The following is a 16,471-nucleotide window of genomic DNA, read 5'->3' as shown; positions in this document are numbered from 1 at the left end:
GAAGGAGGGGGCATGGCGCAGGACCGTACGGACGCAGGCGTGCTGGCCGACGCCGGGGCCTATTTCCACAGCGTGCTGGAAGCCAGCCAGGACTGCATTCGCGTCATCGATCCCGGCGGCCGCGTCGAATACATGAACGCTCGCGGCCGGGTGCTGTTCGAGATCGACGACTTCGACGGCCGCAACCGCGACCGCTACTGGCCCGACCTGTGGCCGCCCGAAAGCCGACCCGCCGTCGAGAACGCCCTGAACAAGGCCCTGGCCGGCGGCGCGGCCTTTTTCCGCGCTCTCTGCCCGACCGCCAAGGGCAATGTCCGCTGGTGGGACACCACCGTCTCGCCGGTTCGCGACGAGGCCGGAAGGGTGGTGCGGGTGCTGGCCGCCTCGCACGACGTCACCGCCGCCATGCTGGCCGAGCGCCACCGCCAGTTGCTGGTCAACGAGCTCAATCACCGGGTCAAGAACACCCTGGCCATCGTCCAGTCGATCGCCGCCCAGTCGCTGCGCAACGCCGGGGTCGATCCGGCCGTGCGGCGGGCCTTCGAGGGCCGGCTGATGGCCATCGCCGCCACCCACAACGTTCTGACCGACGAGAACTGGGCCGCCGCCAGCCTGCGCCAGATCGTCGAGGGCTCGCTCAAGCCCTATCTCGGCGGCGAGCACCGTACGACCATCGCCGGCCCCGACCTGATGGTCTCGCCCAAGCCCGCCGTGGTCATGGCCCTGGCCTTCCACGAACTGGCCATCAACGCCCTGAAGTACGGCGCCCTTTCGGTTCCTGGCGGCGACATCGAGGTCGGCTGGGCCTCCGAGCCCGGCGCGCGCCTGGTCATCACCTGGACCGAGCGCGGCGGCCCACGCGTCGCCCCGCCCACCCGGCGCGGCTTCGGCTCGCGGATCATCGAGCTGGCCCTGGCCAGCGAACTCGACGGCGAGGTCGCCCTCGACTACCGGCCGGAGGGCCTGGTGTGCACCGTCCGCGCGCCCCTGGCCGCCCTCGACAAGGTCGACGCCTTCATGGCCCTGCAGGCGTGAGCCTTCCGGCCCGGGCCAGGCAACCTTGACCGTTCCCGGACGCTTTCCTGCCGCAACTGCCTGCCATCCAGGAGCGGGCTGAACAGGAAACGGGGGCCGGGTGGCCGATCTCGACTGGCGAGCTTGGACGGTGAAGGCGCGGCATGTCGCGCTCGCCGTCGCGGCCTTCGTCGCCGCCAAGGCTCGCGGCCTCGTCGCCTTCGTCCGCCGTCATCCGCGCTGGATGGGCCTGTTCGCCGCCGTCTTCGCCGTGCTGCTGGCCGCCTTCGTCTGGGTCGGGGTCAGCCTGCCGCTGTCGCGCTCGCTGGAGCCGCTGCCCAGCCCCGCCGTCGTGCTGCTGGACGCGCAAGGCAAGCCCTTCGCCCGCCGCGGCGCCTACAAGGAAGCGCCCGTCGTCGTCGCCGACCTGCCCGACTACGTGCCCAACGCCTTCATCGCCATCGAGGACCGGCGTTTCCGCCATCACTTCGGTCTCGACGTCTGGGGCATGGGCCGGGCGGCGGCGGTCAATATCAAGGCCGGCAAGGCCCGCGAGGGCGCCAGCACCATCACCCAGCAGTTGGCCAAGAACGCCTTCCTCAGCAACGAGCGCACCCTGCGCCGCAAGGCGCAGGAGGCGGTGATCGCCGTGTGGCTCGAGCTGCGCCTGTCCAAGGACGAGATCCTCGCCCGCTACCTGTCGAGCATCTATTTCGGCGACGGGGTCTATGGCCTGGGCGCGGCCTCGCGGCACTATTTCGGCCGCCCGCCCGAGAAGCTCACCCTGGGCCAGGCCGCGATCCTGGCCGGCATGGTCAATGCGCCCAGCCGCCTGGATCCGGTCGATAACCCCAAGGCCGCGGCCGCCCGCGCCGACCGGGTGCTGGCCGACATGGTCGAGGTCAAGTTCATCACCCCCGAGCAGGCCGCCGCCGCGCGCGGCGCCCGGGCTCGGGCCGTGCGCGCCAGCCTGCCGGTCGGCGGCTATTTCGCCGACTGGGTCTCGCCCCAGGTCGCCGACGCCTTCGAGACCGCCCGCTACGGCGAGGTCAAGGTCCCCACCACGCTGGACGGCCGCCTGCAGCGCCGCGCCGAGCAGGCCGTCAACCGCGCCCTGGCCAAGTCCGGCGGCCGGCTCAAGGCGGGGCAGGCGGCCCTCGTGGCCATGCGCCCCGACGGCAAGGTGGTGGCCATGGTCGGTGGCCGCTCCTACGCGACCAGCCAGTTCAACCGCGCCGTCCAGGCCAAGCGCCAGCCGGGCAGCGCCTTCAAGCTCTTCGTCTATCTGGCCGCCCTGCGCGACGGCGCCCATACCGACATGCGGGTGGTCGGCGATTCGGTCACCATCGACGGCTGGAGCCCGAAGAACTACGAGGGCGGGGCGGGCCAGGACATGACCCTGCGCGACGCCTTCGCCCAGTCCAACAACATCATCGCCGCGCGGATCTGGCAGACGGCCGGCGGCGAGGCGGTGGTCCAGGCCGCCCGCGATCTCGGGATCACCTCGCCGCTGAAGGCGACCGACGCCAGCCTGTCGCTGGGGACGGCCGAGACGACGCTGCTGGAACTGACCAGCGCCTACGCCGCCGTCGCCTCGGGCCACATGCCGGTCGCGCCCTACGGCCGCCCGCGTCCGGCCGGCGAGGCGGCCCCGCCCAGCCGTCCGCTCGACACCGCCCAGCGCGCGGCGCTCTACGAACTGCTCGGCGCCGTGGTCGAGGAGGGCACCGGCCGCGCCGCCCGCACCGGCCAGCTGACCTACGGCAAGACCGGGACCACCCAGGACCATCGCGACGCCCTGTTCGTGGGCTTCACCGGCGACCTGGTGGTCGGGGTCTGGGTCGGCAACGACGACCACTCGCCGATGAACGGCGTCACCGGCGGCGGCCTGCCGGCCCAGATCTGGCGCGACTTCGTCGGCCAGGGCTTGAAGGCCGGCCTGATCGCCCGCGACCGCGCCCCGGTCCCCCGCGCCCCGCCGCCTTCGCAGGAAGACGACGTGGAGCGTGAACTCAGCCGAGGGATCCCCGGCTGGCTGCGGCGCATCTTCGGCGGTTAGCTGCTGCTCTGTGTCGCAGAGTTGTGATTGGACGGCTGTGGCCGTCCATGGCCTGCTGCCCGCGATCCACGGAGACCGCCATGCCGCTCCCCAAACCGCCCCCGAAAACGAAGTGGGCCGCCGCCATGGCCGACGGCCAGGCCAAGCGCGCCGCGAAAGCCGCCAAAGCCCGCAAGGCCGCGAAAGCCGCCACCGACCTCAACACCACGCTGGGCCCCGCCGCCCTGATTACGATGCTGACGGGCTCGAACACCTGATCTCGCCATATCCTCCCCCTCTGGGGGAGGTGGCCCGAAGGGCCGGAGGGGGGCCGTTTTCAGCTTCCGCCGCGCCGACCGTCTCTCCCCCGTAAAATCCCCGCGAAAGCGGGGACCCAGGTGTTTTATCGTCGAGCGCCCTGGGTTTCAGAAAAAGCCTGGGTCCCCGCTTTCGCGGGGATTTTACGGATTGGGGTGGCTCTACGCACGCTGATCACACGGCGTAATCGGAACAGAGTTGAGCAAACTCAAAGCTCTAAAACTTTATAACCCCAACTTATCCCCTGGGACTCAAACCGCCCCCATAATCAAACCCATCCCAGCCACGGGGAGGGCTCTTGGTACCGGCCCGAGTTAGCGGCTGTGATCGCATCGAGCGGGGCCGCTTGGGGCGTCATGGGAAGGGCGGGTTTGCAGGATCGCTCAGAAGGCGTGATTGGGCCGCCAAGCCGTTCCGTGACGAAACGAGTGGGTCGACAGGGCCGGGATCGTTTCAAACCGGCCTAACAGGATCAGCCGAGGCCGCCGCCGGATCACCGCGGGGCTATTGGTCCTGCCCGTCCGGGGGACAACCGGGTCCAGGGTTGAAAAAGCACCCGCGCCCCCGGTCCTTCGAGCCTACGATGCGGCGGAGCGGTCTGACGAAGCCGAAACGCTAAAACACATCACGGTCTCCGGGCTCCGCCCGGCCGCTCCGCGCCTCCCCATCAGCTTTCGTGGATCGCCACGGGAGGCCGAGAAGCCGTGCCTCAAGGAACCTCCCCCTATGGGGGAGGCGATCGCGCAGCGATCGGTGGGGGGAGCAACTGCGAAACCAGCCGCCCCCCCGGAAGCTGAAAACGGCCCCCCACCGGCCTTCGGCCGCCTCCCCCACAGGGGGAGGTTCCTGAGGGCGGCCGCCACCTTCTCCCGCAAGGGGAGAAGGATCAGGCGCACACCGCCACGCACCGCTCGGCCAGCGCCTGCGTCGCGTCCACGAAAGGCACGGACAGATCTTCCTGACCCATCACCAGCGGAACCTCGGTGCAGCCGGCCACCACGGCCTGGGCGCCCAGCCCGACCAGCCGGTGGGCCAGGGACGCCATGGTCTGGCGCGAGGCCTCCGACAGGTCGCCGCGCTTGATCCGATAGAGCAGGGCCATGAACTCGACCTGCTCGTGGTCGCCCAGGCTCACCGCCTCCAGCCCCAGGTGCGCAAGGCGGTCGCGATAGATGGAAAGCGCCGAGCCGGTGCCCAGCACGCCGATCCGCGTCGCGCCGTGAACCCTGGCCGCCTCGACCGCCGTCTCCGGCAGGTCGATCAGCGGCAGGCCGCTGGCCTTCACCTGCTCGGCGAAGGCGTGGGCGGTGTTGCAGGCGATGGCCAGGACTTCGGCCCCCGCGTCGCGCAGGCCCGCCGCCATGGCCGCCAGCACCGGCCCTGCCGCGTCGCCGTCGGTGTTGCGGTCGGGAACCTTTGGGTTGATGTCGGCCAGCACCCGGATGTGGTCCTGCTCGCGGACCACCGGCGTGGCCGCCTGCAGCTTGGCCAGGAAATCGAGGGTGGCGGCCGGACCCATGCCGCCCAGCACGCCGAGGACCTTGCTCATCGCGATCTCCTAACCCAGCGCCGGCTCCAGCACCGACTGGTAGCCGAACAGGCCCTGCGCCCCGCCGGTATGCAGGAACACCACGCGCTGGTTCTTGAACGCGCCCTTGCGGGCTTGATCGATCAGCCCCTTCATCGCCTTGCCCGAATAGACCGGATCCAGCAGCAGCCCTTCCGTCCGCGCCGCCAGGGCCAGGGCGTCGATCACCCCCTGGTCCACCAGGCCGTAGCCCTCGCCGACATAGTCGCAGTCGGCGACCACGGCCTCGCGCTTCACCCGACCGGCCGCGCCGATCTTTTCGGCCGTGGCGACCGCCAGGTTGAAGACGTTCTCCTCCTGCTTGGCTTTCGGCGCCCGCACCCCGAAGCCCAGGATCGGCACGTCGACCGACAGGGCCGAAAAGCCCGCGACGAGGCCCGCATGGGTGCCGGCGCTGCCGGTGGCGGTGACCAGCCGGTCGATCTTCAGGTCCAGGCCGTCGGCCTGCACCACCAGCTCGCGGGCGCAGTCGACATAGCCCAGGGCCCCGACCGTGTTCGAACCGCCGCCGGGGATCACATAGGGCCTGCCGCCGCGCCGGCGCACGATCTCGGCGGTCGCCTCCAGCTCCTCGTTCATGTCGGTTCCGCCCGGCACGAAGCGGATCGAAGCGCCCATCAGCCGGTCGAGCAGCACATTGCCGTTGCCGACATAGTCGCTGGCCTTCGAGCCCGTGCGTTCCTCGAGGATGACCTCGGTGGCGAGGCCGTAGCGGGCGCCGGCCGCGATCGTCTGGCGCACGTGGTTGGACTGCACGGCGCCCTGCGTCACCAGGGTGTCGGCGCCCAAGGCCAGGGCCTCGCCGAGCAGGAACTCCAGCTTGCGGGTCTTGTTGCCGCCGCCGGCCAGGCCCGTGCAGTCGTCGCGCTTGACCCAGAGATCGATCCCCAGTTCCGCCCCCAGCCGCGGCAGCGGCTCCAGCGGCGTCGGCAGGTGGGCGAAGCGGGCGCGGGGAAAGCGGGCCAGGTGCATGCGAAACTCCTATCCGGACGCTTGGAGATAGGCCGCGCCGCGCGGGCTGGCAAAGCGTTTCGCGGTGTTTTGGCGGGTCTTCGGAAGCCGGCGGTGTTATGCTGGCGTTCGCTGGCCGGCCTCGACGCCGCCCGGCTCGAAAAGCCCGTCCCCGCGCGTCCGCGGCTTGGGTTCTCCCATCCCCGCGGGCCTGCCGGAAGGCCGGGTGAACGTTGGGAGAAACGCATGGAAGCCAAGACCACGAAGTCTCGGCCGCGCATCCGCGGCTGGATCATGGGCGTCGCCGCCCTGGCCCTGATCGCCCCCGCAGGCGGGGCGAGCGCTTCAGTCCTCATCATCGGCGGAGGCATGGCCAAGGACTGCTCCGAGGCCGTCATCAAGGGCCGCTCCGACGACCCGACGCTGCGCCTGTGCACGACGGCCCTCGAGGTCGAGAGCCTGAAGGCCGGCGACCGCGCCCGCACCTTCGTCAATCGCGGCGTGATCCAGCTGCGCCGCAAGGCCTATGTCCAGGCCCGCGAGGACTTCGACGCCGCCGGCCGCATCGACCCGACCCTGGGCGAGGCCTATGTCAATCGCGGCGCGGCCTATGTGGCCGAGGAGCGGTTCGCCGACGGCCTGGCCGAGATCGACCGGGGCCTGGCCCTGGGCGTCAAGGATCCGGAGCGCGCCTTCTACAATCGCGGCCTGGCGCACGAGAACCTGGGCGACCTGCCCGCCGCCTATCGCGACTACAGCCGCGCGGCCGAACTCGATCCGACCTGGGCGGCGCCGAAGGCCGAGCTGGCGCGTTTCACCGTCCAGAGCCGATGACGACAGCGACGGAGACGGCATGAGGCGAAGGTCTGCGAGGATCGCCCTGGCGGCGGGAACGGCGCTCTCGGCGCTCGCCTGGGCGGCGGTCGCGTCCGCTCAGGTCGACCCCGGCCTCGTGCGCGAGCGGCAGGCCGCCCGGATGGAGGCCGACAGCCTGCGCCAGGACCAGCTGGCGGCCGCCCGCCGCGCCCAGGCGGCCCGCGATCGCGCCGACACGGCCGCCATCCTGCGCGCGGCCCAGCCGCCGACGGCTCCGGGATCTCTCCAGCCCGCGCCGCCCCAGGCCTTGCCCGAGCGCGGCGACCCGGCGGCGGCCCTGTCGCTGCGCCTCGACGAACTCGACCGCTTGACCGACGCCCGCCTGGCGCGGAGCAATGCGGCGATCCGGGCCGTTCGGCCCGCCTCCGACCACTAGACTTTAGAGAACACCAGGGGATCCGCGCGGATGGAATGGGAAGACGGCCGGCGCTCCGGCAATATCGAGGATCGTCGCGGCCTTGGTCCGGTCGGCGTGGTCGGCGGCGGCGTCGGAGCCCTGGTGCTGGCGGCCGTCGGCTATTTCGTCTTCGGCATCAATCCGGAGACCACGCTCAGCGTCGTCAACGGCGTCCAGCAGCCGGCCGCCCAGCAGGAGGGCCAGCGCGGCTCGGTGCAGGACGAGGGCGGCCGCTTCGTCGATGTCATCGAGACCTCGAACGCCGACGTCTGGGGGCCGATCTTCGCACGCTCGGGCGGCAAGTACGTCCCGCCGGCCGCCGTGGTGCTGTACGACGCCTCGACCGGCACCGGCTGCGGCGCGGGCCAGGCGGCGATGGGGCCGTTCTATTGCCCGGCCGACCGCAAGGTCTATCTCGACCTCAGCTTCTGGAACGAGCTGGAGACCAAGTTCGGGGCCAAGGGCGAGTTCGCCCGCGCCTATGTCATCAGCCACGAGATCGGCCACCACATCCAGAACCAGCTGGGCGCCAACCGCCAGGCCGACCGCCTGGGCCGGCAGGGCGCGGAGAGCGGTTCGGTGCGGCTGGAGCTGCAGGCCGACTGCTACGCCGGCGTCTGGGCCCGCCATGCGCCCGAGGTCTCCAACATCCAGATCACCCGCGCCGACATCGAGGACGGCCTGGGGGCCGCGGCCTCGGTCGGCGACGACGCCATCCAGGAAAAGGCCCAGGGACGCGTCATGCCCGACAGCTTCACCCACGGCACCAGCGCCCAGCGCATGCGCTGGTTCGGCAAGGGTTACGACTCCGGCAAGCCGGCCGCCTGCGACACCTTCTCGACGAGCGCGCTCTAGGCCTACTCGGCCGGCACGGCGGCCGGCTGGGGCGCGGGCTCGGGCGGCGACTTCGGCTCGGGCTTGCGCTTGAGGTTGTCGCCCAGCACCTCGCGGGCCCGCTTCCAGATGTCCTCGGCGAACACCGCGCCGATGAAGCCCATGGCCAGCATGCCGATCGGGTTGGTCTGGCCGCCTTCATTGAACAGCCGCGCGCCGCATTCGCTGAGCAGGAAGATCGTGAAGGCCGCGCCCATGCCGTGGACCAGCACCCGGGCCGGGGCTCCGCTGACCGCCACGCGCTCGCCCACCCGCACCAGCCCGTCGTCGTCGACGACGTAGTTGGCGCGGAAATAGACGATGTTGTTGCTGCCGGCGTGGTCGCTGCGCGAGGCCGCGTTGATCCGCAGGGCCAGGGCCTTCAGGGCCAGGATCTCCTGCCGACGGATCTGGCGTTCGCGTTCGGCCTGGGGCGAGGCGTCGTCATCGGCCGGCGGCGGCGTCTGGGTCAGGGCCTCGCTGCGGGCGAACAGGTCCTCGATGCGGGCGCGGGCGGCGGCGTCGATCGGCTGAGCGGTCTCGGCGGCGGTTTCGGGACGGTCGGGCCGGCCCAGCATGCGGATCGCCGCGCCGAACAGGCCAAAGCCGATCAGGCCCAGGATCAGCAGGGTCGAGGCCGGCACGCCGATCAGCCAGCGGTACAGCACCCGCTCGATCAGGTTGCCCAGGCGCAGGTTGCGATCGGCCGCGACCTCGTCGGAAGTCGTCTGCAGCGTCGTCTCGGTCGGCGCCTTGCAGGTCTTCTTGATCTCCTCGGTATAGGGCGCGGCGGCGGCCAGATTGCGCAGGTTCATTTTGCGATCGACGATCGACACGGTCTGCACGCCGGCGAGGGCTCCCAGGCACTGGCGTAGCTGCAGGCGGCGGGAGACCACCTGCTCGCGATAGCGCTCGACCAGGATGTCGACATAGCCGGGCAGCTGGCTGGGCGGGAACCGGCCGACCGCCTCGTTGTAGGCGGCGACGATCTCCAGCTTGCGCGACACCCGGTACTGCTCGAAGCGCTGGCTGAGCTTCTGATAGTCGTTCACGCCCTGGACGATGATCCGCAGCTGCTCGGCCTGGTCCACCGCCGGCGTGACGGGGAGAGCGGCGGAGACGGCGGCGACCGGCGCGGGCTCTCCGCCCACCTCCGGCCCCCGGACGGTCGTGGCGGGCGGCGAGGGCGGCACGGCGTTGGCGGCGTTGACGGCCTGGCCCAGCAAGAGGCCGGTGTTCACCGTCAGCGGCTCCATGCTCTGGTTCGACATCGCCTTGGCCTCGACCTCGTCGAGCCGCCGGTTCAGCTCGGCCTGGTCGACCGCCGTGGTCTCCTGGGTCAGCAGCAGCAGCGAGCCGATGGCCAGATAGGAGGCCGGGATCAGGATCGCCGTGTAGACGACGGCGGCGATCCACTTGGGATAGGCGATGATCGGCTCGCGCGAGCCGTCGCCTGGGTACCATTGCTGCCGCGCCTCGGCCAAGGCGCGGGCCAGGACGAGGCAGAGGCCGAACACGATCAGGAACCAGATCCAGGCGCCGCCGGTCACCGCCGTCGCGCTCGTCGCCGACAGGCCGGCGGGGATCAGGTCGGCCGGCGTGCAGGCGCGGTCACCACGGCTGATGAAGCCATGCAGCACGCCGGTGATCCTGCCCTTCAGCACCGTCTGCCGACGCTGCTCGGGCTTGGTCAGGGCGTCGCCCGAGCAGGGGTCGATGCCGCTGACGGCCTGGGAGACGAGGGCCGGCGTCCAGGCCAGGGCGGCTTCGATCACCCGTCCGGTCTTCTGGGCCAGCGAGCCGATCGCCGGCGGCGAGGCGACCGAGGCGATGGCTAAAGACATGGCCACGGCCACCACCGAGGCGCTGGTCAGGGCCTGCTGCTGCGGGGTCACCGCGACGGCCAGTCCCCAGAAGATCGTCGCCCAGGCCAGTGCCGCCAGCGACAGCAGCGCCAGCCAGCCGCCGAAGAAGGCCAGGTCCAGCGGCAGGTCCGGCAGATAGAACAGCAGAAGGCCGATGATCGCGGCCGGAACCGCCGCCGCCGCCAGCAACGGCAGGCCCAGCGGCATCTTGGACCGCGCGAAGAAAGCCAGAAGATCGAAACGCTCGCCCATGTCGGCTCCCCTCGCCACGGCGTTGTGTCGCTTGAGATGTATCCGCCTGATCGTGCAACCTGTAAATGCGTTGGCGAAACGGCGTTACCCGCGCACTTGACCTGCACGGCAATCACCCTAGTGTCCGCCCTGTTCACCGGGGGGTCGCTGTCGCGGCTGAGATTGGGCTTGAGCCCTGACCCGTCGAACCTGATCCGGGTCATGCCGGCGAAGGGAGGGAACGCGGTCTTGAAGCCCAGTTGGGGGCGTCTATTCCAGGCCGTACAACCGACTTAGCTCGACACGTCCGGGTCTCTTCAATGCTTGAGGAGCCCGCAACATGAACGCCCAAACCCCCATCATCCCGGCGACCAGCGACGTCGCCACGGGGCCGATCCCCGGCTCGTGCAAGGTCCACCAGGCCGGCGAGATGTTCCCCGACATCCGCGTGCCGTTCCGCGAGGTGGCTGTCCACCCGTCGGCCAACGAACCGCCGGTGACGATTTACGACCCGTCCGGCCCCTATACCGACCCGACCGCGACCATCGACATCGAGAAGGGCCTGCAGCGCGCCCGCGAAGCCTGGGTGGTCGCCCGCGGCGACGTCGAGGTCGTCAGCAACCCGCGTGAAGTGAAGCCCGAGGACAACGGCTTCGCCCAGGGCAAGCACCTGGCTCCGCAGTTCCCCGACAACGGCCGCAAGATCTATCGCGGAACGACCGGCAAGCTGGTCACCCAGCTGGAATACGCCCGCGCCGGGATCATCACCGCCGAGATGGAATACGTCGCCATCCGCGAGAACCTGCGCCGCGAGCAGTCCGCGCCCTGCGTGCGCGACGGCGAGGACTTCGGGGCCTCGGTGCCCGACTTCGTGACGCCCGAGTTCGTTCGCCAGGAAGTGGCCCGCGGCCGGGCCATCATCCCGGCCAACATCAACCACGGCGAACTGGAGCCGATGGCCATCGGCCGCAACTTCCTGGTCAAGATCAACGCCAACATCGGCAACTCGGCCGTGCTCGGCACCGTCGCCGACGAGGTCGACAAGATGGTCTGGGCCACGCGCTGGGGCGCCGACACGGTCATGGACCTGTCGACCGGCCGTAACATCCACAACATCCGCGACTGGATCATCCGCAACAGCGCCGTGCCCATCGGCACCGTGCCGATCTACCAGGCGCTGGAGAAGGTCGGCGGCGTGGCCGAGGACCTGAACTGGGAAGTCTTCCGCGACACCCTGATCGAGCAGGCCGAGCAGGGCGTCGACTACTTCACGATCCACGCCGGCGTGCGTCTTCCCTTCGTGCCGATGACCGCCAAGCGCGTGACCGGCATCGTCAGCCGCGGCGGCTCGATCATGGCCAAGTGGTGCCTGGCCCACCACAAGGAGAACTTCCTCTACGAGCGCTTCGAAGAGATCTGCGAGATCATGCGCGCCTACGACGTGTCGTTCTCGCTGGGCGACGGCCTGCGTCCGGGCTCGACCGCCGACGCCAACGACGAGGCCCAGTTCTCGGAGCTACGCACCCTGGGCGAGCTGACCAAGGTCGCCTGGAAGCACGGCGTGCAGGTGATGATCGAAGGGCCGGGCCACGTGGCCATGCACAAGATCAAGGCCAACATGGACGAGCAGCTGAAGCACTGCCACGAGGCCCCCTTCTACACCCTCGGTCCGTTGACCACCGACATCGCCCCTGGCTACGACCACATCACCTCGGCGATCGGCGCGGCGATGATCGGCTGGTTCGGCACGGCCATGCTCTGCTACGTCACGCCCAAGGAGCACCTGGGCCTGCCCGACCGCAACGACGTCAAGACCGGCGTCATCACCTACAAGCTGGCCGCCCACGCCGCCGACCTCGCCAAGGGCCACCCCGGCGCGGCCATGTGGGACGACGCCATCAGCCGGGCGCGGTTCGAGTTCCGCTGGGAGGACCAGTTCAACCTCGGCCTCGACCCCGAGACGGCCCGGGCCTTCCACGACGAGACCCTGCCCAAGGAGGCGCACAAGACCGCGCACTTCTGCTCGATGTGCGGCCCGAAGTTCTGCTCGATGAAGATCAGCCAGGAAGTCCGCGACTTCGCCGCCGCACAGGCGCCGAACGCCGCCGACCTCGGGATGGCGCAGATGAGCGAGAAGTTCAAAGAGCAGGGCTCGGAGATCTATCTGAAGGCCGAGTGAGCCGGCGCGCGGCGGGTCTTCACGCTCCGGTGAAGTCCCGCCGCGCACTCTTAAAAATTGCTCTCATGGGTGTATTGTTGAGGTATTGCAACTCATGAGGTTACCGCTATGGCGCTCCGCCCCATCGTCCTCGCGCATGCCAATGATCCGCATTGGATCATCGAACTCTGGCTCAAGATCCACGGCGGCGACCCCGCGCCCGACGTCCGGGTGGTCAACAAGGCCACGATCGACATCGTCAAGGCCCTGGTCCCGCACCTGGACGCGGCCAAGCAGAAGGCCGTCCTGGCCGCGCTGGGCTGATCCGCGCGCGGCGTGAACGCCGCCTGCCATGGAATCTCGATGGGCCCGGTTCGCAGAGCCGGGCCTTTTCGCATGGCGGAACCGGCTCTGTGGCGAAGACGGCCGGCAGTTGCTAGCCTCGCATCCGTCATGAGCCAGCCATCCGATATCAGGCGCGTCGAAGAGGCCTCCGGGAAGATCGCCCGGAAGGCGCGCCGTGCGGCTGTTCAGCCCTGACCGTAGTTTCATGAAAGCCCTGGCCTGCGTCGCCCTGATCGCGGGACTGTCCGTCGGCGGGCCGTCCCTGGCGGCCGAAGGCGCGCGCCCGGTGGTCGAAGACGGCGTCGTGGCCCCCGCGCTGCAAGGCGTCTGGCGGTCGCGGGGCTATGGCTGGATCGTGCGGTTCGACGCCAAGGGGGCGAGCCTCTACCACGTCGCGGGAGCCGACTGCTGGCGTGACCCGAGGCCGGAAGCCGATCCCGACGGCGTGCTGAAACTGTGGCGGCCGGCCGGGAAGGAGACGGTCGAGATCGCCGGCGAGGCCGACGGCACGGTCTATCGCTTCGATCGGCTGAAGGGCTTGCCAAAGGCTTGCTCGGGCGAGCGGCCGTGGACGCCGCAGCGGACCCTGAGCGCTGTCGCCGACGCCTTCGCGGCCTACTATCCCTTGTCGGCCGAGCGGGGCTTCGACTGGACCGCCCGCCGCCGCGAGGCGTTCGCGGTGCTGGGGCCGGCGCCGGACGAGGCGGCTCTGTGGAAGGCGCTGGGCGTGCTGCTGCGCGGGATCTCCGACCCCCATGTCCAGCTCGACGGCGTCATCGCCGGCGAGCCGCGATCGCGCCGGTTCGGCGAGGCTTCGGTCCTGCTGAGCGCACAGGGCAGGCCCGGCGGCGAGGCGGCTTGGCGCAAAGCCTGGCGCGACGGCGTGCTGGCCGCGCCGTTCCACGCTCGCCAGGTCGCCAACGGCCGGATCTTCTGGGGGCGGGACGGCGAGGTCGGCTATCTGGCGATCGTCAGCATGGGCGGGTTCGACCCTGCGGCCGGCGACGACGATACCGCCGCGCTGGACGCTGTCCTAGACGAGGCCATGACCGCTTTTTCCGGCGCCTCGGCGGTGATCGTCGACGTCAGCAACAACCGCGGCGGCTACGACACCATCAGCCGGCGGATCGCGGCGCGGTTCGCGGCCGGGCGCGTCGTCGTCGGCTCCAAGGTCCCGACCGGCGTGGCCGGGCCGGCGCAGGACCTGGTCGTCGAGCCGTCGGACCGTCCGCGTTATCTCGGACCGGTCTGGCTGCTGACCAGCCGCATCACGGTCAGCGCCGGCGAGACCTTCACCCTGATGATGCGCGGCCTGCCCAATGTCCGCCAGGTCGGGGAGACCACGCGGGGCGCGCTGTCTGACCAGGTTCCCGTGCCGCTCCCGAACGGCTGGCGTTTCGCCCTGCCGGCCGAGATCCATCGCGACGCCGCGGGCCGGGTGGTCGAGGGCGTCGGGATCGCCCCGCAGGTCCCGCTGACCGTCCATCCGCCCGACGATCCGGGCGATGGCCACGCCAAGGCGCTGGGCCGTCTTCTGGAAATCATCCGCGCCCGCTGAACTTTTTCCTCGCCGTTGTCGGCTTTCCAGGCGTTCGATCGTCCTGGGGGAACGACAACATCCAGGGAGGATACCCCATGACCTATGTCGATGGTTTCGTGGTCGCCGTACCGAAGGCCAATGTCGAGGCCTACAAGGAGATGGCCCGGTTGGGCAGTACGGTATGGACGGAGTACGGCGCGCTGTCCTACGTCGAGGCGATCGCCGACGACGTGCCCTACGGCGAACTGACCTCGTTCCCTCGCGCCGTCCAGCTGAAGGACGACGAGGTGACGGTCTTTTCGTGGATCACCTACGAGAGCAAGGCCAAGCGCGACGAGGTGATGGCCAAGGTCATGGCCGACGAGCGCCTCAAGCCGTACATGGACAATATGCCGTTCGACGGCAAACGCATGATCTTCGGCGGCTTCGAGGCGATCGTGGAGCGCTGAGGCCTATTTGAGGGCCTTGGACTCCTCGCCGTTGACCAGCTTCATGCCTCGCTGCTCGGCGCCGGCGCGCAGCTGGGCGATGTAGGCCAGTTCGTGCTTGGCGCCGCCGTGGTCGGGCTCGATCTCCCGCGAGGCCTTGTAGGCCGCTTCGGCCTCGTCCAGGCGGTTGAGCTCGATCAGCGTGAAGCCCTTGGCCCGCAGCAGGCGCGCTTTGCCCTGCTGGTCGCCGATCAGCATGCCGCTGGCGTTCTCGAAGGTCGCTTCGTAGAGCGCCAACGCCTCGGTGTGCCGCTTCTGGAGCGTCAGCACCATGCCCTTTTCGGTGACGAGCATCAGGTTGTCGGGCTGCAGGGCCAGGCCCTTGTCCAGCCAGAACGTGGCCTTCCTCATGTCGCGGGCCTCGACGGCGGCCGAGCCCAGCAGGAAGATCGCCTGGCCGTAGGTGTTGTACTCGATGTCGACCCGCGTCGATCCGCTGGGATTGGCGTCCTTGCCTGTCGCGCCGGCGATCAGGGCGGGGACCATGCCCTGGTCGAGATCGGATGCGCGGACGATGACGCGGTCGCCCTTCCGCTCGATCAGGGGGTAGGCGCTGGGCGTGCGCGACGCGACGTCCTCCAGCGCGGGAACCATGGTCTGGATCTTCTTCAGATCCGACCCCATGGCCTTCTGGACGATCTGACGATCCTTGTCGGCGCGGGCTTCGGCGGCGGTCGGCGCGGCGAGCGCGCCGTTGGCGAGGGGCGCGGCGGCGAGCAGCAGGGCGGTGAACGCGACGACGAAATGCATGACGAGCCTCCAGTGAAGCTCGAAGACTATTCTACAATCGTAAGATTGCAAGTTTTGCGGCTGTGGTGATGGCCATTCTCCTTTTCGGGGAGCGGGAACGGCGCGAGCGCTCTTCGCATTCCATGCCCATGCTCGAACTCCTTCTGGACCTCTGCAATCTGCTCGGCGGCTTCCTGCTGGCGATCGGCCTCCTGGCGCTGCTGCCGCGTGCGGGCGACGACCTCGCGCGGTTCGCCGGCAGGCTGGCGCCGTTCGGCTGGATCGTTGGGATCGCGGCCTTGGTCTGCGGCGGCTACTTCCTGATCGTGCACCTGATCTCGGGGCCGCACGTCTTCCACTTCGAGATCGTCGGCCTGGCTGTCGGCGTCCTGCTGCTGTGGGATCGCCTGCGAGCCGGAGCGGTCGCCCGGCGGCTGGGCGCAGGCGGCGACTTGCCGGCCAGCGGTTCCCAGGGCGCGGCCTGGTCTTGGCGGTGTTCGGGATCATCGCCATGATCGTCGGGTTGCAGGGCCTGCTCACGCCCGATTGACGAGTAACGACCGCTTAAGGGCGAAGGCGCAGACTCCCGACTAGTACGAGCGGTCAGGGAGGCCGTCATGTCGTCCACCGTCACCTCCAGCACGCGACGTTTCAGCGATCACTTCGAGCCGCAGGACATCGATCCGCAGGAGCAGCGCAGGCTGCGCGGCCACCTGGAGCAGATCGACTACACCGCCTTCGTCTCCAACCGCGAGATCATGGCCCAGACCCTGGGAAGGCTCGACGCCGGGCATTTCCAGAAACTGGCCGTGAGCACGGCCCAGTCCCGGGCGCGGTGGGCCGCGGCGGCCCTGGCTATCAGCCAGTCGGGTCGTCCGCCCGAACCCGCGGAGATCGAGAAACTGGCCGCCCTGCGCACCGCCTACGACGAGTTGTCGGCGGCCTACGAGGCCCTGCGCCGGATGGTCGAGCGCGGCTATGTCGCCTACGGCCCCACCGCCGCTCCGGGGGACTAGGGGTTCGCGTCGGAAGAAGGTTGGGGGGAAGGGGCCTTCTCCCG

Annotated in this window: 16 protein-coding genes and 1 riboswitch; of the genes, 12 read left to right on the top strand and 4 right to left on the bottom strand. The window is 69.9% G+C overall.

Going from position 1 to position 16,471, the window contains the following annotated elements:
- Positions 1-12: 12 nt before the first annotated feature.
- The 3 genes from AC07NS_RS18940 to AC07NS_RS18930 all read left to right on the top strand — a co-directional run bounded on the left by AC07NS_RS18940 (position 13) and on the right by AC07NS_RS18930 (position 3,330).
- Entirely contained in the window at positions 13-1,035 is a 1,023-nt protein-coding gene (locus AC07NS_RS18940; protein ID WP_494605707.1) for a sensor histidine kinase, read from the top strand.
- Between the two features lie 100 nt (positions 1,036-1,135).
- Positions 1,136-3,073 carry a transglycosylase domain-containing protein gene (locus AC07NS_RS18935; RefSeq protein ID WP_494605705.1) on the top strand — a complete coding sequence of 646 codons (1,938 nt, stop codon included), beginning with the start codon at positions 1,136-1,138 and terminating at the stop codon, positions 3,071-3,073.
- A gap of 80 nt (positions 3,074-3,153) precedes the next feature.
- Entirely contained in the window at positions 3,154-3,330 is a 177-nt protein-coding gene (locus AC07NS_RS18930) for a hypothetical protein (RefSeq protein ID WP_494605704.1), read from the top strand.
- A 926-nt stretch (positions 3,331-4,256) separates the two neighbouring features.
- Here the strand turns inward: AC07NS_RS18930 and cuyB are convergent.
- Positions 4,257-4,919 carry a cysteate racemase gene (cuyB, locus tag AC07NS_RS18925; RefSeq protein ID WP_494605702.1) on the bottom strand — a complete coding sequence of 221 codons (663 nt, stop codon included), beginning with the start codon at positions 4,917-4,919 and terminating at the stop codon, positions 4,257-4,259.
- 9 nt (positions 4,920-4,928) lie between these two features.
- Positions 4,929-5,930: a D-cysteate sulfo-lyase gene (gene cuyA, locus AC07NS_RS18920; protein ID WP_494605700.1), complete on the bottom strand. Its 1,002-nt coding sequence runs from the start codon at positions 5,928-5,930 to the stop codon at positions 4,929-4,931.
- A gap of 225 nt (positions 5,931-6,155) precedes the next feature.
- Here cuyA and AC07NS_RS18915 point away from each other — a divergent pair, with 225 nt between their 5' ends.
- Genes AC07NS_RS18915 through ypfJ form a run of 3 tightly spaced genes read left to right on the top strand, consistent with a single transcriptional unit; the run spans position 6,156 to position 8,037 of the window.
- Positions 6,156-6,743, top strand: coding sequence for a tetratricopeptide repeat protein (locus AC07NS_RS18915; RefSeq protein ID WP_494605698.1), 588 nt, complete (start codon positions 6,156-6,158; stop codon positions 6,741-6,743).
- 19 nt (positions 6,744-6,762) lie between these two features.
- Entirely contained in the window at positions 6,763-7,161 is a 399-nt protein-coding gene (locus AC07NS_RS18910; RefSeq protein ID WP_494605696.1) for a hypothetical protein, read from the top strand.
- A 30-nt stretch (positions 7,162-7,191) separates the two neighbouring features.
- Positions 7,192-8,037 carry a KPN_02809 family neutral zinc metallopeptidase gene (ypfJ, locus tag AC07NS_RS18905; RefSeq protein WP_494605694.1) on the top strand — a complete coding sequence of 282 codons (846 nt, stop codon included), beginning with the start codon at positions 7,192-7,194 and terminating at the stop codon, positions 8,035-8,037.
- A gap of 2 nt (positions 8,038-8,039) precedes the next feature.
- Here the strand turns inward: ypfJ and AC07NS_RS18900 are convergent, their stop codons facing one another.
- Positions 8,040-10,172: a hypothetical protein gene (locus AC07NS_RS18900; protein ID WP_494605692.1), complete on the bottom strand. Its 2,133-nt coding sequence runs from the start codon at positions 10,170-10,172 to the stop codon at positions 8,040-8,042.
- A 127-nt stretch (positions 10,173-10,299) separates the two neighbouring features.
- A riboswitch (TPP riboswitch) is annotated at positions 10,300-10,405 on the top strand.
- 86 nt (positions 10,406-10,491) lie between these two features.
- Here AC07NS_RS18900 and thiC point away from each other — a divergent pair.
- From thiC to AC07NS_RS18880, 4 genes are all read left to right on the top strand, one after another.
- The gene (gene thiC / locus AC07NS_RS18895; protein WP_494605690.1) at positions 10,492-12,330 is read left to right on the top strand and encodes a phosphomethylpyrimidine synthase ThiC; all 1,839 of its coding nucleotides are present in this window, start codon (positions 10,492-10,494) and stop codon (positions 12,328-12,330) included.
- A gap of 108 nt (positions 12,331-12,438) precedes the next feature.
- Positions 12,439-12,633 carry a hypothetical protein gene (locus AC07NS_RS18890; RefSeq protein WP_110133296.1) on the top strand — a complete coding sequence of 65 codons (195 nt, stop codon included), beginning with the start codon at positions 12,439-12,441 and terminating at the stop codon, positions 12,631-12,633.
- Between the two features lie 196 nt (positions 12,634-12,829).
- Entirely contained in the window at positions 12,830-14,212 is a 1,383-nt protein-coding gene (locus AC07NS_RS18885) for a S41 family peptidase (protein WP_494605688.1), read from the top strand.
- 77 nt (positions 14,213-14,289) lie between these two features.
- Positions 14,290-14,643: a DUF1428 domain-containing protein gene (locus tag AC07NS_RS18880; protein ID WP_494605686.1), complete on the top strand. Its 354-nt coding sequence runs from the start codon at positions 14,290-14,292 to the stop codon at positions 14,641-14,643.
- 3 nt (positions 14,644-14,646) lie between these two features.
- Here the strand turns inward: AC07NS_RS18880 and AC07NS_RS18875 are convergent, their stop codons facing one another.
- Entirely contained in the window at positions 14,647-15,432 is a 786-nt protein-coding gene (locus tag AC07NS_RS18875; RefSeq protein WP_494605684.1) for a tetratricopeptide repeat protein, read from the bottom strand.
- Between the two features lie 128 nt (positions 15,433-15,560).
- Between AC07NS_RS18875 and AC07NS_RS18870 the strand changes: the two genes are divergently transcribed.
- Positions 15,561-15,926, top strand: a complete 366-nt coding sequence (locus AC07NS_RS18870; RefSeq protein WP_494605682.1) for a hypothetical protein — start codon at positions 15,561-15,563, stop codon at positions 15,924-15,926.
- A gap of 102 nt (positions 15,927-16,028) precedes the next feature.
- Positions 16,029-16,427: a hypothetical protein gene (locus AC07NS_RS18865; protein ID WP_494605680.1), complete on the top strand. Its 399-nt coding sequence runs from the start codon at positions 16,029-16,031 to the stop codon at positions 16,425-16,427.
- Positions 16,428-16,471: the final 44 nt, after the last annotated feature.

It is taken from the genome of Caulobacter sp. GW821-FHT10A10, from assembly GCF_059415745.1.
The sequence above is the reverse complement of the archived record's forward strand: the minus strand, read 5'-3'. Positions and strand labels throughout refer to the sequence as shown.

Excerpts from the sequence above, each read along its gene's own strand:
- AC07NS_RS18940 (WP_494605707.1), top strand. The coding sequence starts at position 13 with ATGGCGCAGGACCGTACGGACGCAGGCGTGCTGGCCGACGCCGGGGCC.
- AC07NS_RS18930 (WP_494605704.1), top strand. The coding sequence starts at position 3,154 with ATGCCGCTCCCCAAACCGCCCCCGAAAACGAAGTGGGCCGCCGCCATG.
- cuyB (WP_494605702.1), bottom strand. The coding sequence starts at position 4,919 with ATGAGCAAGGTCCTCGGCGTGCTGGGCGGCATGGGTCCGGCCGCCACC.
- cuyA (WP_494605700.1), bottom strand. The coding sequence starts at position 5,930 with ATGCACCTGGCCCGCTTTCCCCGCGCCCGCTTCGCCCACCTGCCGACG.
- AC07NS_RS18915 (WP_494605698.1), top strand. The coding sequence starts at position 6,156 with ATGGAAGCCAAGACCACGAAGTCTCGGCCGCGCATCCGCGGCTGGATC.
- AC07NS_RS18910 (WP_494605696.1), top strand. The coding sequence starts at position 6,763 with ATGAGGCGAAGGTCTGCGAGGATCGCCCTGGCGGCGGGAACGGCGCTC.
- ypfJ (WP_494605694.1), top strand. The coding sequence starts at position 7,192 with ATGGAATGGGAAGACGGCCGGCGCTCCGGCAATATCGAGGATCGTCGC.
- AC07NS_RS18900 (WP_494605692.1), bottom strand. The coding sequence starts at position 10,172 with ATGGGCGAGCGTTTCGATCTTCTGGCTTTCTTCGCGCGGTCCAAGATG.
- thiC (WP_494605690.1), top strand. The coding sequence starts at position 10,492 with ATGAACGCCCAAACCCCCATCATCCCGGCGACCAGCGACGTCGCCACG.
- AC07NS_RS18890 (WP_110133296.1), top strand. The coding sequence starts at position 12,439 with ATGGCGCTCCGCCCCATCGTCCTCGCGCATGCCAATGATCCGCATTGG.
- AC07NS_RS18880 (WP_494605686.1), top strand. The coding sequence starts at position 14,290 with ATGACCTATGTCGATGGTTTCGTGGTCGCCGTACCGAAGGCCAATGTC.
- AC07NS_RS18875 (WP_494605684.1), bottom strand. The coding sequence starts at position 15,432 with ATGCATTTCGTCGTCGCGTTCACCGCCCTGCTGCTCGCCGCCGCGCCC.
- AC07NS_RS18870 (WP_494605682.1), top strand. The coding sequence starts at position 15,561 with ATGCTCGAACTCCTTCTGGACCTCTGCAATCTGCTCGGCGGCTTCCTG.
- AC07NS_RS18865 (WP_494605680.1), top strand. The coding sequence starts at position 16,029 with ATGTCGTCCACCGTCACCTCCAGCACGCGACGTTTCAGCGATCACTTC.